The organism is Streptomyces sp. P13-3-3, from assembly GCF_050571355.1.
In the GTDB taxonomy this organism is placed as follows: Bacteria; Actinomycetota; Actinomycetes; order Streptomycetales; family Streptomycetaceae; genus Streptomyces; species Streptomyces althioticus.
Genome location: NZ_CP192228.1, coordinates 4,231,145 through 4,245,917 on the forward strand (window position 1 = coordinate 4,231,145; position 14,773 = coordinate 4,245,917).

Below are 14,773 nucleotides of genomic sequence, written 5' to 3' on the forward strand. Positions count from 1 at the left end.
CGCAGACGTCTGTGGTGCGAGGGCCCTGCCGGGCTGGACACGCCTCGGCCTGCCTCCATGGTACGGGCCCGCCAGTACGTGTGCCCGCGCCCGCCGGGGGCCGGGGTCCGGGGCCGCCGGGGCCCCGGGGGCGGGGGACGTCTCCGGGCGGTCGCACGTGCTTCCGGCAAACGCAACATCTCGTTCGCATATCGGTGCTCGCGCATGCGGGTTTCGGACATGTAAACCGAAAACGCGCACCTAATGTCCGGATTGTCGAATTCCATTCAGAGGTGTCAAGCGCGCGCAGGTGTCGATCTCTGCAATATTTCCTCAAAAAAACGACGGTAGGGAGATCCCTATGTCGTACGCCCTTGACGCGCGTTGAGTCTCTTGGCGAAAGTTCCCCCAAACCGCAGAACCTGCCGGTATCTGCGCTGCGCTCAACTCTCCAACCCCCCGGGGGACGAACACGATGACCAGTCCAACTAAGGCTGAGGACTCCGGGTCCGCGGCTGTCTTGGACCCTGAGCTCACGGCGACCACCGATGTTGCCAAGGGCGAGAAGCAGCCCGAGGGCCGTTCCCCCGGCCAGTTGATGTGGCAGCGCTTCAAGCGCGACCGTACCGGAGTCGTCTCCGCGTGTGTGGTCATTTTCTTCTTCGTGGTGGCCGCGCTCGCGCCGGTGATCTCCAAGCTGTACGGCAAGGACCCCTACACGCTGTACAGCCAGGAGCCCGAGTACCCGTTCCTGCTCGACGACTTCGGTATGCCGAGCGGTGACTTCGGTGGCATCTCGGGCGACTTCTGGTTCGGTGTAGAGCCCAGGCTCGGCCGCGACGTGTTCAGCATGCTGGTGTACGGAATGCGGACGTCGCTGTACATGGCCGTGCTCGTCACGCTCCTGAGCGTGGTCACGGGTGTGATCATCGGCATGGTCGGCGGCTACTTCGGCGGCCGCGTCGACTACTGGATCGGCCGGGTGACGGACTTCTTCCTGGGCTTCCCCCAGCAGCTGTTCTTCATCGCCTTCATGCCGATCGTCACCGCGATGTTCGTCGACCCGCAGGACGAGACCCCCACCTACCTGCGGGCCGTGGCGATCATCTTGGTGATGTGGTTCCTCGGCTGGATGGGCCTGGCCCGTCTGGTGCGCAGCTCCGTGCTGTCGCTGAGGGACCGTGAGTTCGTCGAGGCGGCCAAGGTGTCCGGCGCCCCTCCCGGCCGCATCGTGCGCAAGGAGATCCTGCCGAACATCGTCACCCCGATCCTGGTGCAGGCCACGTACATCCTGCCCAGCACGATCCTGACCATCGCCTTCCTCTCCTTCATCGGTGTCGGCTTCGTCGAGCCGACCCCCGACTGGGGCCGCATGTTCAAGGTCGGCACCGAGGTGTACGAGCAGGACCCGATGTTCCTGCTCTTCCCCGGAGCGGCGCTGGTGATCTTCGTACTCGCCTTCAACCTTCTCGGAGACTCCGTCCGGGACGCATTCGACCCCAAGACCGGACGCTGATCGTCCATTGGTGGGTGGGGGAGCTGCCGCCCCCGGCCGGGCTACCGGACTGTCAGGCAGCAACTCGTGGACAACTATCGACAGGTAGGTGCATCGGCATCATGAAGCCCATCAGAACGCGTACCGCGCGCGCCATCGCCGTGGCCATCGTGGCGGGGTCCCTGACCCTGACCGCTTGCTCCGGCAGCGACAACGGTGGCGGCAAGGAGAGCGACGCGAAGTCCCAGAAGGACGCCGCCGAGCAGCAGGACCCTGTCGTCTACGGCGACGCGGCCGCGTCGACCGGCCCGGCGAAGGACGTCGCGGGCGCCAAGCCCGGCGGCTTCATCAACGTCTACATGCAGTCGGACCTGTCCCACATGGACCCGGGTCAGATCTACGTCAGCGACGCCGGCCAGTTCTCCAACCTCATCCACCGAGGCCTGACGAACTACCAGGAGGACGCCGAGGGCAACCTCACCGTCGTCGGTGACATCGCCACCGACGCCGGCCAGTCCTCCGAGGGCGGCAAGGTCTGGACGTACAAGCTCAAGGACGGCATCAAGGACGAGGACGGGAACCCGATCACCTCGGCCGACGTCCGCCACACCATCGAGCGTCTGTACTCGAAGGTCATCTTCGACGGCCCGACGTTCGTCCAGTCCTGGCTCTCCGGCAGCGACTACCGCAAGGCGCTGCCCGACGGCCCGTACAAGGGCAAGCACCTGCCGGACACCGTCCTCGAGACGCCGGACGACAAGACCGTCGTCTTCAAGTTCAGCCAGCCGCGTCCTGACCTGCCGCAGGCCCTGGCCATGGCCGGCTACTCCATCGTGCCCGCCAAGCAGGACACGAAGGCGAAGTACGACAAGGCCCCCGCGGCCCTCGGCCCGTACAAGATCGCCGAGTACAAGCCGGGCAAGTCCATGAAGCTGGTCAAGAACGACCAGTGGGACCCGAAGACCGACGCCGTGCGCCACCAGTACGTGGACGGTTGGAACTTCAGCAGCACGGTCTCCCAGCCCAGCCAGACCAAGCGTCTGATCTCGGACCAGGGCGAGGCCAAGAACGCCATCCAGTTCACCGACTCGGTGGACCCGGCGCAGATGGCCGACGTGGTCACCAACGCGGAGACCAAGAAGCGCACCATCGCGGGCTACCAGCCGTACGTGTGGCAGCTCACCTTCAACCTGGACCGCATCAAGGACAAGAAGGTCCGCGACGCGATCACCTACGCGATCCCGAACCAGTCCATGGTTCAGGCGGACGGTGGCCGCTACGGCGGTGAGGTCGCCGGCGGTCTGCTCGCCCCGACCCTGCCCGGCTTCGACGCCACGTACGACCCGTTCGGCAAGCTGAAGAAGCCCAACGGTGACCCGGAGAAGGCCAAGGAGCTGCTGAAGGAGGCGGGCTTCAAGGAGGGCACGAAGATCACCTACGCCTACTCCAACACGCCGCGCGGCCAGGCGCAGCAGGTCATCCTGAAGGACGCCCTGGAGAAGCTCGGCTTCGACGTCCAGTCGAAGGAGATCGACCGCGCCAGCTTCTACGAGCAGGTCGGCAAGCTCAACAACCCGTACGACCTCTACATGACCGGCTGGGGCCAGGACTGGCCGTCCCCGTCCACGGTCATCACCCCGGTCTACGACGGTGAGCTGGTCGCCGACGGTGCGTCGAACTACTCGCACATCAACGACAAGCAGGTCAACGAGCTCATCCAGAAGGCCCTGACGCAGGAGCCCGAGGAGGCGGCCAAGACCTGGGAGCAGGCCCACCACCGCATCGTGGAGGAGATCAACCCGGCTGCCCCGGTCTACTACTCGAAGCAGCTCCAGCTCTACGGGTCGAACATCGGTGGCGCTCGGTACAGCACCGAGTCGAGCTACATCAACATCACCGACCTGTACCTGAAGCAGCCGTAAGCCCTCAGTTCGGCTGACCGCGGGGGTGTGCGCCAGGCGGAGCACACCCCCGCGGACGGTACCCCTCACCTGCCGCCGCGTTTCGAAGAGAGCATCCACCCGCCATGCTTCAGTTCCTCATCCGCAGGCTGACCGGCGCCGTCGTCATCATGTTTTTGATCGGCGCCTTCACGTTCTTCCTGTTCTACACAGTTCCTCAGGACTTCGCTGCGCTGTCCTGCGGCAAGAACTGCTCGCCCCAGAACCTCGCGGTGATCCGCGAGAACCTGGGCCTGGACAAGCCCCTGCCCACCCAGTTCTGGGAGTTCATGTCGGGCATCGTGGCCGGCCGCGACTTCCCGCAGGGGCACTGCTCCGCGCCGTGCCTGGGTATCTCCTTCGAAAGCGGCGAGTTCGTCTGGGACTCCATCATCGACCGCTTCCCGCTGACGCTGTCGCTGACCGTCGGCGGTCTCGTGATCTTCCTGATCCTGGGCCTCGGCTCGGGTCTGCTGGCCGCCTGGAAGCGCGGCACCGTCGTCGACAAGATCGTCAGCGGCACCTCGATCGTGCTCAGCTCCTTCCAGATCTACCTGCTCGGCCCGATCGTCCTCGGCCTGCTGGTCTACAGCACGGGCATCATGGACTTCCCGAAGGAGCACAGCTTCACCGAGGAGCCCGGAGCCTGGTTCCTGGGGCTGCTCATCCCCTGGGTGGTCATGGCCACCATCTTCACCGCGCAGTACACCCGTATGTCCCGCTCGACGATGATCGAGCAGCTCCAGGAGGAGCACGTCCGCACCGCGCGTGCCAAGGGCATGAAGCAGAGCTACGTCTTCTTCCGGTACGCCTGGCGCGGCTCCCTGATCCCGATCGTCACCATCCTCGGCATGGACCTCAGCGCCCTGCTGTCCGGCGCGGTGGTCACCGAGTTCACCTTCGACCTGGCCGGCATCGGCCGTCTCGCGGTGGACTCGTCGCTGACGAAGGACCTGCCGGTGACCATGGGTGTCATGCTGTTCGGAGCCTTCTTCATCCTGCTCCTGAACATCCTCGTCGACCTCGCCTACGCGTACATCGACCCGCGCGTACGGCTCAGCTAGGAGAAACACCGTGACCACACTGACCAAGACCGAAGGCGAGAAGGCCCCGACCGGGCCCGACTCCTTCCTCTCGGTCCGCGACCTGCGGGTGCGGTTCTCCACCGAGGACGGCATCGTCAAGGCGGTCGACGGGCTGTCCTTCGACGTCGAGCGCGGCAAGACCCTGGGCATCGTGGGCGAGTCGGGTTCCGGCAAGTCCGTGACCAACCTGACCGTCCTCGGGCTGCACAACCCCAAGACCAGCACGGTCGAGGGCGAGATCCTCCTCGAGGGCCAGGACCTGGTGACCACTCCTGAGAAGGAGATGGAGAAGCTCCGCGGCAACAAGGTCGCGATGATCTTCCAGGACCCGCTGACGGCGCTCTCGCCGTACTACACGGTGGGCCGTCAGATCGCCGAGCCGTACATGAAGCACACCGGCGCCTCCAAGAAGGAGGCCCGGGACCGGGCCATCGAGATGCTCACCAAGGTCGGCATCCCGCAGCCCAAGACCCGCGTGGACGACTACCCGCACCAGTTCTCCGGCGGTATGCGCCAGCGCGCCATGATCGCCATGGCCCTGGTCTGCGACCCGGACCTGCTGATCGCGGACGAGCCGACCACCGCCCTCGACGTGACCGTCCAGGCCCAGATCCTCGACCTGCTCAAGGACCTCCAGCAGGAGTTCGGGTCGGCGATCATCTTCATCACCCACGACCTCGGCGTCATCTCCGACATGGCCGACGACCTGCTGGTGATGTACTCCGGCCGGGCCGTGGAGCGCGGCAGCGTCCGCGAGGTGCTGCGCGCGCCGCGCCACCCCTACACCTGGGGACTGCTCAGCTCGATGCCGCGCCTTGGCGGCAGCACTTCGCAGCCCCTGATGCCGATCCCCGGCTCGCCGCCCAGCCTGCTCAACCCGCCGTCCGGCTGCCCGTTCCACCCCCGCTGCACGTTCAAGGACCAGGTGTCGGGCGACCGCTGCAGCACCGAGCGGCCCGCGCTGGGCGAGGGACGCGCCAGTGCCTGCCACCTGACGGCGGAGCAGAAGCAGACCATATTCATCGACACGATCCAGCCCCGGCTGCGCTAGGGAGAGATCCGAGACATGAGCGACAACCTCACCCTCCCCGCACAGCAGGGCCCCACCGGCGCGTCCACCGAGGCGCTGCTGAAGGTGGAGGGCCTGACCAAGCACTTCCCGATCTACGGCGGCTTTCCGATCAAGCGGAAGGTCGGCGCCGTCCAGGCGGTCGACAACGTCGACCTGACCGTCGGCGTCGGCGAGAGCGTCGGACTGGTGGGTGAGTCGGGCTGCGGCAAGTCGACCACCGGCCGGCTCATCACCCGGCTTCTGGAGCCGACCGGCGGCAAGATCGAGTACGCGGGCCAGGACATCACGCACGCCAAGCGCAAGCAGCTGGCGCCGGTCCGGTCCGAGATCCAGATGATCTTCCAGGACCCGTACTCCTCGCTGAACCCGCGCCAGACCGTCGGCACGATCATCAAGTCGCCGATGGAGGTCAACGGGATCAACCCCGCGGGCGGCCGGGAGAAGCGGGTCCGCGAGCTGCTCGAGCTCGTCGGCCTGAACCCGGAGCACTACAACCGCTTCCCGCACGAGTTCTCCGGCGGTCAGCGCCAGCGCATCGGCGTCGCCCGCGCGCTCGCGCTCAACCCGAAGCTGATCGTGGCGGACGAGCCGGTCTCCGCGCTCGACGTGTCGATCCAGGCGCAGGTCGTCAACCTGCTGCAGAAGGTCCAGGACGAGCTGGGCATCGCCTTCCTCTTCATCGCCCACGACCTCGCCGTCGTGCGGCACTTCTCGCAGCGTGTGGCCGTCATGTACCTGGGCAAGGTGGTCGAGGTCGGCGACCGCGACTCCATCTACAACCGCCCGCGGCACCCCTACACCCACGCCCTGCTCTCGGCCGTGCCCGAGGTGGCGATGGACGACGAGACGGAGAACCGCGAGCGCATCCGCCTCGCCGGTGACGTCCCCTCGCCGATCTCGCCGCCGTCCGGCTGCCGCTTCCGCACCCGGTGCTGGAAGGCGCAGGACAAGTGCGCCACCGAGGAGCCGCCGCTGCTGCAGATCGGCGGCAACACCGAGGGCCACCTGACGGCGTGCCACTTCCCGGAGGACCCGAGCACCGAGGCCCGCTCCGAGGACGTCGTGATGGACCCGGCCCTGAAGGCGATGGAGAACGACGGGAACGTCTCCAAGAGCTGACCCCTTCCTTCGAAGGACGCACGGCCCTGAGGACCGGGGGCGGGAGGACACCTCCCGCCCCCGGTCCTTTCGCGTGCCCCGGTCCACCCGGGGGGGCCAGTCCGCGCCCCCGCCGTGCGCCCGTCCGGTGGATCTTGCGCCCCGTACGGCCCCGGCGGGCGTGCGCGCCGGGGCCCCCGCTTCCAGGCTGACCCGGTAAGGGACCCGGGTACGAGGAGGCACCCCATGCGCACCACCACGCACGCCAGATGGGCCGTCTGCGCCATGGCGCTCGCCCTCGCCACGGCGGGGTGCGGCGGCGGGGGAGACAGCGGCGACTCCGAGGCCGTGCTGAGCGCCTCGTGGGGTGACCCGCAGAACCCGCTGGAGCCCTCGAACACCAACGAGGTGCAGGGCGGCAAGGTCCTCGACATGATCTTCCGTGGCCTGAAGCGGTACGACCCGGAGACCGGCGAGGCCAAGGACATGCTCGCCGAGAGCATCGAGACCGACGACTCGCAGAACTTCACCATCACCGTCAAGGACGGCTGGACCTTCAGCAACGGCGAGAAGGTCACCGCCCAGTCCTTCGTGGACGCCTGGAACTACGGCGCGAGCCTGCGCAACAACCAGCGCAACGCGTACTTCTTCGGCTACATCGAGGGCTACGACCAGGTGCACCCCGAGGAGGGCGAGCAGACCGCGGACACCATGTCCGGACTGAAGGTCACCGGTGACCGCACCTTCACCGTCAAGCTCACCCAGAAGTTCTCCACCTTCCCCGACACCCTCGGCTACGCGGCCTTCGCGCCCCTGCCGCGGGCGTTCTTCGACGACCACGACGCCTGGGTGAAGAAGCCGGTCGGCAACGGGCCGTACCTGGTCGACTCGTACACCCGCGGTTCGCAGATGGCGCTGCGCAAGTGGGACGACTACCCGGGCGACGACAAGGCGGAGAACGGCGGCGTCGACCTGAAGGTCTACACCGACAACAACACCGCCTACACCGACCTGCTGGCCGGCAACCTCGACCTGGTCGACGACGTGCCCGCCGCGCAGCTCAAGAACGTGAAGAACGACCTGGGCGACCGGTACCTCAACACTCCCGCCGGCATCATCCAGACCCTCGCCTTCCCGTTCTACGACCCGGCGTGGAACACCGAGGACGCCAAGAAGGTCCGCCAGGGCCTGTCCATGGCGATCGACCGCAAGCAGATCACCGACACGATCTTCCAGAAGACCCGCACCCCCGCCACCGACTGGACGTCCCCGGTGCTCGGCGAGGACGGCGGCTTCCAGGACGGACTGTGCGGCGAGTTCTGCGAGTTCAAGCCCGACGAGGCGAAGAAGCTGATCGACGAGGCAGGCGGACTGCCCGGCGGCAAGGTGACCATCACCTTCAACGCCGACACCGGCTCCCACCGCGAGTGGGTCAACGCCGTCTGCAACTCCATCAACAACGCCCTGGACAACGAGCGCGCCTGCACCGCCAACCCGGTCGGCACCTTCGCGGACTTCCGCAACCAGATCACCGACCGCAAGATGACCGGGCCGTTCCGGGCCGGCTGGCAGATGGACTACCCGCTCATCCAGAACTTCCTCCAGCCGCTGTACTACACCAACGCCTCGTCCAACGACGGCAAGTGGTCGAACCAGGAGTTCGACGACCTGGTGAACCGCGCCAACCAGGAGACCGACACCGCCAAGGCCGTCGACCTGTTCCAGCAGGCCGAGGAGGTCGTCCGGGACAACATGGCGGCGATCCCGCTCTGGTACCAGAACGGCAGCGCCGGCTGGTCGGACCGGCTGTCCAACGTCAAGCTGAACCCCTTCAGCGTCCCCGTCTACAACGAGATCAAGGTCAGCTGATCCGCCATGGGACGCTACGTCGTCCGGCGACTGCTCCAGATGATCCCGGTCTTCATCGGGGCCACGCTGCTGATCTTCCTCATGGTCAACGTGATGGGCGACCCCATCGCGGGCCTGTGCGGGGAGCGGGAGTGCGACCCGGCGACGGCCGCCCGCCTCGAGCAGGAGTTCGGCCTCGACAAGCCGGTCTGGCAGCAATACCTGACGTACATGGGGAACCTCTTCACCGGCGACTTCGGTACGGCCTTCAACGGCCAGGAGGTCACCGAGCTGATGGCGACGGCGTTCCCCGTCACGATCCGGCTCACGCTGATCGCGATCCTCTTCGAGATCGTCATCGGCGTCGCCCTCGGCGTGGTCACCGGACTGCGCCGGGGCCGGCCGGTGGACACCGGGGTGCTGCTGCTGACCCTCGTGGTGATCTCCGTGCCCACCTTCGTCACCGGTCTGCTGCTGCAGCTGCTGCTCGGGGTGAAGTGGGGCTGGATCCGGCCCTCGGTGTCCTCCGAGGCGCCCTTCGACGAGCTGATCCTGCCCGGCCTGGTGCTGGCGTCGGTCTCCCTCGCCTACGTCACCCGGCTGACCCGCACCTCCATCGCGGAGAACCGCCGTTCCGACTACGTCCGCACCGCGATCGCCAAGGGCCTGCCCCGGCGCCGGGTCGTCGTCCGGCACCTGCTGCGCAACTCCCTGATCCCCGTGGTCACCTTCATCGGCGCCGACATCGGCTTCCTGATGGGCGGCGCGATCGTCACCGAGCGGATCTTCAACATCCACGGCGTCGGCTACCAGCTCTACCAGGGCATCCTCCGGCAGAACACGCAGACGGTGGTCGGCTTCGTCACCGTGCTGGTGCTGGTCTTCCTCGTCGCCAACCTCGTCGTCGACCTCCTGTACGCCGTACTCGACCCGAGGATCCGCTATGTCTGACCGTCACGAGGAACCCGAGGCCGCCATCGCCGGCACCAGCATGGGCGGCGCCATGGATCTGGGCGTCGACGAGGCCGAGACGCTGGAGAAGACACCGGCCGGCCCGGACGGCGCAGGGCCCGAGGACCGGCCGCGCTCGCTGTGGTCGGACGCCTGGCGGGACCTGCGCCGCAACCCGGTGTTCATCGTCTCCGCGCTGGTCATCCTGTTCCTGGTCTTCATCTCCCTGTGGCCGTCGGCGATCACCTCCGGCTCCCCCCTGAAGTGCGACCTGTCCAAGGCGCAGGAGGGTTCCCAGCCCGGTCATCCCTTCGGTTTCGACGGGCAGGGCTGCGACGTCTACACCCGGACCGTGTACGGGGCCCGCACCTCCGTCGCGGTCGGCGTGCTCGCCACCCTCGGGGTCGCCGTCCTCGGCAGCGTGCTGGGCGCGCTCGCCGGGTTCTTCGGCGGGCTCTCCGACTCGGTCCTGTCCCGGATCACCGACGTCTTCTTCGCCATCCCGGTCGTGCTCGGCGGTCTGGTGCTGCTGTCCGTCATCACCAGCAACACCGTCTGGCCCGTCATCGGCTTCATCGTGCTGCTCGGCTGGCCACAGATCTCCCGCATCGCCCGCGGAGCCGTGATCACCGCCAAGCACAACGACTACGTGCAGGCCGCGCGGGCGCTCGGCGCCTCCAACTCCCGGCTGCTGCTGCGGCACATCGCGCCCAACGCGGTCGCCCCGGTCATCGTCGTCGCGACCATCGCGCTGGGCACGTACATCGCCCTGGAGGCGACCCTGTCGTACCTCGGGGTCGGGCTGAAGCCGCCCAGCGTCTCCTGGGGCATCGACATCTCCTCCGCCTCGCCGTACATCCGCAACGCCCCGCACGCGCTGCTGTGGCCCTCCGGGGCCCTGGCGATCACGGTCCTGGCGTTCATCATGCTCGGCGACGCGGTGCGCGACGCCCTCGACCCGAAGCTGAGGTGAGCCGCGGTGCTGCTGGAAGTGCGCGACCTGCACGTGGAGTTCCGGACCCGGGACGGCGTGGCGAAGGCCGTCAACGGGGTCAGCTACGGTGTGGACGAGGGGGAGACCCTGGCCGTGCTGGGCGAGTCCGGCTCCGGCAAGTCCGTGACGGCCCAGGCGATCATGGGCATCCTCGACGTCCCGCCCGGCCGGATCACCGGCGGCGAGGTCGTCTTCCAGGGCCGGGACCTGCTGAAGCTCAAGGAGGAGGAGCGCCGCAGGGTCCGGGGCGCCGAAATGGCGATGATCTTCCAGGACGCGCTGTCCGCGCTGAACCCGGTGCTCACCGTCGGCGACCAGCTCGCCGAGATGTTCACCGTGCACCGGGGCATGTCCCGCAAGGACGCGCGGGCCAAGGCGGTCGAGCTGATGGACCGGGTGCGCATCCCGGCCGCGCGGGAGCGGGTGCGGCAGTACCCGCACCAGTTCTCCGGCGGCATGCGCCAGCGCATCATGATCGCGATGGCGATCGCCCTGGAGCCGGCGCTGATCATCGCCGACGAGCCGACCACCGCCCTCGACGTCACCGTCCAGGCCCAGGTGATGGAGCTGCTCGCGGAGCTCCAGCGGGAGTACCGGATGGGGCTCATCCTCATCACCCACGACCTGGGCGTGGTCGCCGACGTCGCCGACCGCATCGCCGTGATGTACGCGGGCCGGATCGTGGAGTCGGCGCCGGTGCACGACATCTACAAGGCCCCCGCGCACCCGTACACCCGGGGCCTGCTGGACTCCATCCCGCGCCTGGACCACAAGGGGCGGGAGCTGTACGCCATCAAGGGCCTGCCGCCCAACCTCACCCGCATCCCGCCGGGCTGCCCGTTCCACCCGCGCTGCCCGCTGGCCCGGGACGTGTGCACGACCGACGACCCGCCGCTGTACGAGGTCTCCGGCACGCGCGGGAGCGCCTGCCACTTCTGGAGGGAGTGCCTGGATGGCTGAGCCGATCCTGGAGGTCAGCGGCCTGGTCAAGCACTACCCGCTGACCCGGGGCATCGTCTTCCGCAAGCACGTCGGGGCCGTGAAGGCGGTCGACGGTGTGGACTTCCACCTGGACGCGGGCGAGACGCTGGGCATCGTGGGGGAGTCCGGCTGCGGCAAGTCGACGGTCGCGAAGATGCTGGTCAACCTGGAGCGGCCGACGGCCGGTTCGATCCGCTACAAGGGCGAGGACATCACCCGGCTGTCCGGCAAGGCGCTCAAGGCGGTGCGCCGCAACATCCAGATGGTCTTCCAGGACCCGTACACCTCGCTCAACCCGCGCATGACGGTCGGCGACATCATCGGTGAGCCGTACGACATCCACCCCGAGGTGGCGCCGAAGGGGGACCGGCGGCGGCGGGTGCAGGACCTGCTGGACGTGGTGGGTCTGAACCCGGAGTACATCAACCGCTATCCGCACCAGTTCTCCGGTGGCCAGCGCCAGCGCATCGGCATCGCGCGGGGCCTCGCGCTGCGCCCCGAGGTGATCGTCGCCGACGAGCCGGTGTCCGCGCTGGACGTGTCGGTGCAGGCGCAGGTCATCAACCTGATGGACCGGCTGCAGGACGAGTTCGACCTGTCCTACGTCTTCATCGCGCACGACCTGTCGATCGTGCGGCACATCTCCGACCGGGTCGGGGTGATGTACCTCGGCCGGATCGTGGAGACCGGCACGGACTCCGAGATCTACGACCACCCCACGCACCCCTACACGCAGGCGCTGCTGTCGGCGGTGCCGGTCCCCGACCCGCGGGCGCGGGAGCACCGGGAGCGGATCGTGCTCACCGGGGACGTGCCGTCGCCGACGAACATCCCCTCGGGCTGCCGGTTCCGCACCCGCTGCTGGAAGGCGCGGGAGCGCTGCGCGGTGGAGGTGCCGCTGCTGGCGGTGCCGGAGTGGCTGGAGGGGGGACCCGCGGCGCACGCCTCGGCGTGCCACTTCGCGGAGGAGAAGCACGTGGTGCCGGCGGAGGACGGGCCGAAGTGAGGGCGCCTCGGCCGGGGAACGGGTGACGGGCCGGGGTGACATGGCGCACCCCGGCCCGTTTCACGGCACCCGCACGGCCGTACGCTGACCAGCCTGCCGTGTCCGTATATCGGTACCGCTTCCGTCGAGTTGCCCCGGTGTTAACGCGTGGCGGGTGTGTCCGGGAGGGACAGGGCGCGCCTGAGGAAGCCGAGCTGGAGGCGGAGCAGGTTCTCCGCGACCTCCTCCTGCGGGGTCATGTGCGTGACGCCGGACAGCGGCAGCACCTCGTGGGGGCGGCCGGCCGCGAGCAGTGCGGAGGACAGCCGCAGGGAGTGGGCGACCACCACGTTGTCGTCGGCGAGGCCGTGGATGATCATCATGGGCCGGTGCCGGTCGGCCGCGTCCACCAGACCGGCGTCGTCGATCAGCGAGTTGCGGCGGTAGACCTCCGGCTGCTCGTCCGGGTGCCCGAGGTAGCGCTCCTGGTAGTGGGTGTCGTACAGGCGCAGGTCGGTGACCGGGGCGCCGACCACGGCCGCGTGGAACACGTCGGGGCGGCGCAGGGCGGCGAGGGCGGCCAGGTAGCCGCCGAAGGACCAGCCGCGGATCGCGACCCGGTCCAGGTCCAGCGGGAAGTCCCCGGCGAGCGCCTGGAGCGCGTCGACCTGGTCCTGGAGGACGACGGCCGCGATGTCGTCCTTGACGGACTTCTCCCAGGCGGGGGAGTGTCCCGGGGTGCCGCGCCCGTCGGCGACGACCACCGCGAACCCCTGGTCGGCGAACCACTGGGAGGTCAGGTACGGGTTGTGGGCGGCCGCGACCCGCTGGCCGTGCGGGCCGCCGTAGGGGTCCATGAGCACCGGCAGGGGGGTGTCCCCGGCGTAGTCCCGAGGCATAAGCACGGCGCACGGGATGCGGCGTGCGCCCCCCTGTGTCAGCGTCACGCGAGGGGACATACCGGGGTCTTCGGCGTGACTCGGGACAGTCGCCGTCTGTTTCCCGTCACGGAGCACCCGGACCCGGGAACCTGGCCGATCCAGGGTCGCCGAGACGAGCACCGTGACCCCTCCGGAGCGCACCGCGGTGTGCACGCCGGGCTCCTCCGAGACGCGCTCCACGCCCAGTTCGTTCACCCGGTAGACATGGACCTCGCCAATTTCCGGAGCGGCCGCCTCCGCCCCTGCCGACGCCGAGACCAGCACGTCGTCGTCCGAGACGTCGAGCACCGCACGGATGTGCAACTGCGGTCCGGTGAGCGGACGTTCACCGACGGCGAGGCGTCGGGCGCCCCCCTCGTCGGCGATCCGGACCAGCTGCCCCGAGGGGCTCCAGCAGGGCACACCGGGGAAAAGTTCCAGCCATTCCGGATCTTCGTCGGCGTGCACCATCCGGGTCGCCCCGGTGTCGGGGTCGACGGCCAGGATGAGCTGCGCCCGCTGGTCGCGCGCCTGTACGAGCAGCAGCGGGGCACCCGCCGCTGACCAGTGCACTCGCGCCAGATAGGGGTAGCGCTTGCGGTCCCAGGAGACCTCCGTGCGTGTGCCTTCGAGGTCCACGACGAACAGCCGTACGTCCGCGTTCGGGGTGCCGGCCGCCGGGTAGCGGACGCTGTGCGGTGCACGGTCGGGGTGGGCCGGGTCGGAGATCCACCACTGCCGCACGGGCGTGTCGTCCACCCGTGCCACCAGCAGCCGGTCCGACTCGGGGGACCACCAGAAGCCCCGCGAACGGCTCATCTCCTCGGCCGCGACGAACTCGGCCAGACCGTAGGTCACGTCCTCCGCCTCGGGGGTGGTGAGCGCGCGGTCGGCCGCCCCCTCCGCCGAGACGACCCGCAGGGCGCCCCGCGCGACGTACGCGACATGACGTCCGTCGGGCGACGGACGGGGGTCGATCACCGGTCCCGGCGTGGGCAGTTCACGCGCCGTGCCGGCCCGCAGCTCGGCCGTGTAAAGCCGCCCTGACAAGGCGAAAGCCGCCAACTCCACCGCCGCGTCGGTGGCGTAGCCGACGATGCCGGCGCCTCCCTCACGGCTGCGTTCGCGCCGCGCGCGCTCCTCGGCGGAGAGCTGCTCGGACGCGCCGCCGAGGAGGGCGCGCGGGTCGGCGGCCACGCGCTCCCCGCCCCCGTCCGTGTCGAGCACCCACAGGGCGTTGGCCCGGTCCGTGCCGGAACCCGAGCGGAGGAACACGACTCGTGAGCCGTCGGGCGCCACGCTGAAGGAACGGGGCGCGCCGAGCGTGAAGCGGAGGGTGCGGGCGTGCCGCCGGGGGAAGGAGTCCGTCTCGGTCGTCATGCCTTGACCATATTGGCCATGCGCCCCCTTGTGCGGCCGTGCGCC

At 68.7% G+C, this 14,773-nt stretch carries 11 protein-coding genes; 10 read left to right on the plus strand and 1 reads right to left on the minus strand.

The annotated features are described in order from the left end of the window. Positions 1–454 precede the first annotated feature (454 nt). The 10 genes from ACQZOG_RS19445 to ACQZOG_RS19490 all read left to right on the plus strand — a co-directional run bounded on the left by ACQZOG_RS19445 (position 455) and on the right by ACQZOG_RS19490 (position 12,449). Positions 455–1,495, plus strand: coding sequence for an ABC transporter permease (locus ACQZOG_RS19445; protein WP_033272165.1), 1,041 nt, complete (start codon positions 455–457; stop codon positions 1,493–1,495). 101 nt (positions 1,496–1,596) lie between these two features. After that, entirely contained in the window at positions 1,597–3,396 is a 1,800-nt protein-coding gene (locus tag ACQZOG_RS19450; RefSeq protein WP_193456427.1) for an ABC transporter substrate-binding protein, read from the plus strand. 104 nt (positions 3,397–3,500) lie between these two features. Continuing rightward, a complete protein-coding gene (locus tag ACQZOG_RS19455; protein WP_033272163.1) occupies positions 3,501–4,478 on the plus strand; it encodes an ABC transporter permease in 978 nt (325 codons plus the stop codon). Between the two features lie 10 nt (positions 4,479–4,488). Then, positions 4,489–5,550 (plus strand): ABC transporter ATP-binding protein, encoded by a 1,062-nt coding sequence (locus tag ACQZOG_RS19460; RefSeq protein ID WP_033272162.1) that lies wholly within the window; start codon positions 4,489–4,491, stop codon positions 5,548–5,550. A 15-nt stretch (positions 5,551–5,565) separates the two neighbouring features. Then, complete coding sequence (locus tag ACQZOG_RS19465) at positions 5,566–6,690, plus strand: ABC transporter ATP-binding protein (RefSeq protein ID WP_037641375.1); 1,125 nt, start codon at positions 5,566–5,568, stop codon at positions 6,688–6,690. A gap of 225 nt (positions 6,691–6,915) precedes the next feature. Continuing rightward, complete coding sequence (locus ACQZOG_RS19470) at positions 6,916–8,538, plus strand: peptide ABC transporter substrate-binding protein (protein ID WP_033272160.1); 1,623 nt, start codon at positions 6,916–6,918, stop codon at positions 8,536–8,538. 6 nt (positions 8,539–8,544) lie between these two features. Then, complete coding sequence (locus ACQZOG_RS19475) at positions 8,545–9,468, plus strand: ABC transporter permease (RefSeq protein ID WP_033272159.1); 924 nt, start codon at positions 8,545–8,547, stop codon at positions 9,466–9,468. Further along, the gene (locus ACQZOG_RS19480; RefSeq protein ID WP_033272158.1) at positions 9,461–10,441 is read left to right on the plus strand and encodes an ABC transporter permease; all 981 of its coding nucleotides are present in this window, start codon (positions 9,461–9,463) and stop codon (positions 10,439–10,441) included. Before ACQZOG_RS19475 ends, ACQZOG_RS19480 begins: the two co-directional genes overlap by 8 nt. Positions 10,442–10,447: 6 nt before the next feature. Further along, on the plus strand, positions 10,448–11,422 hold the full coding sequence (locus ACQZOG_RS19485; protein WP_033272157.1) for an ABC transporter ATP-binding protein: 975 nt from the start codon (positions 10,448–10,450) through the stop codon (positions 11,420–11,422). Continuing rightward, on the plus strand, positions 11,415–12,449 hold the full coding sequence (locus ACQZOG_RS19490) for an ABC transporter ATP-binding protein (RefSeq protein ID WP_397829151.1): 1,035 nt from the start codon (positions 11,415–11,417) through the stop codon (positions 12,447–12,449). The genes ACQZOG_RS19485 and ACQZOG_RS19490 overlap by 8 nt, the downstream gene beginning before the upstream one ends. 140 nt (positions 12,450–12,589) lie before the next feature. Here ACQZOG_RS19490 and ACQZOG_RS19495 read toward each other — a convergent pair whose 3' ends face one another. Further along, complete coding sequence (locus tag ACQZOG_RS19495; RefSeq protein WP_351035040.1) at positions 12,590–14,728, minus strand: prolyl oligopeptidase family serine peptidase; 2,139 nt, start codon at positions 14,726–14,728, stop codon at positions 12,590–12,592. Positions 14,729–14,773 lie beyond the last annotated feature (45 nt).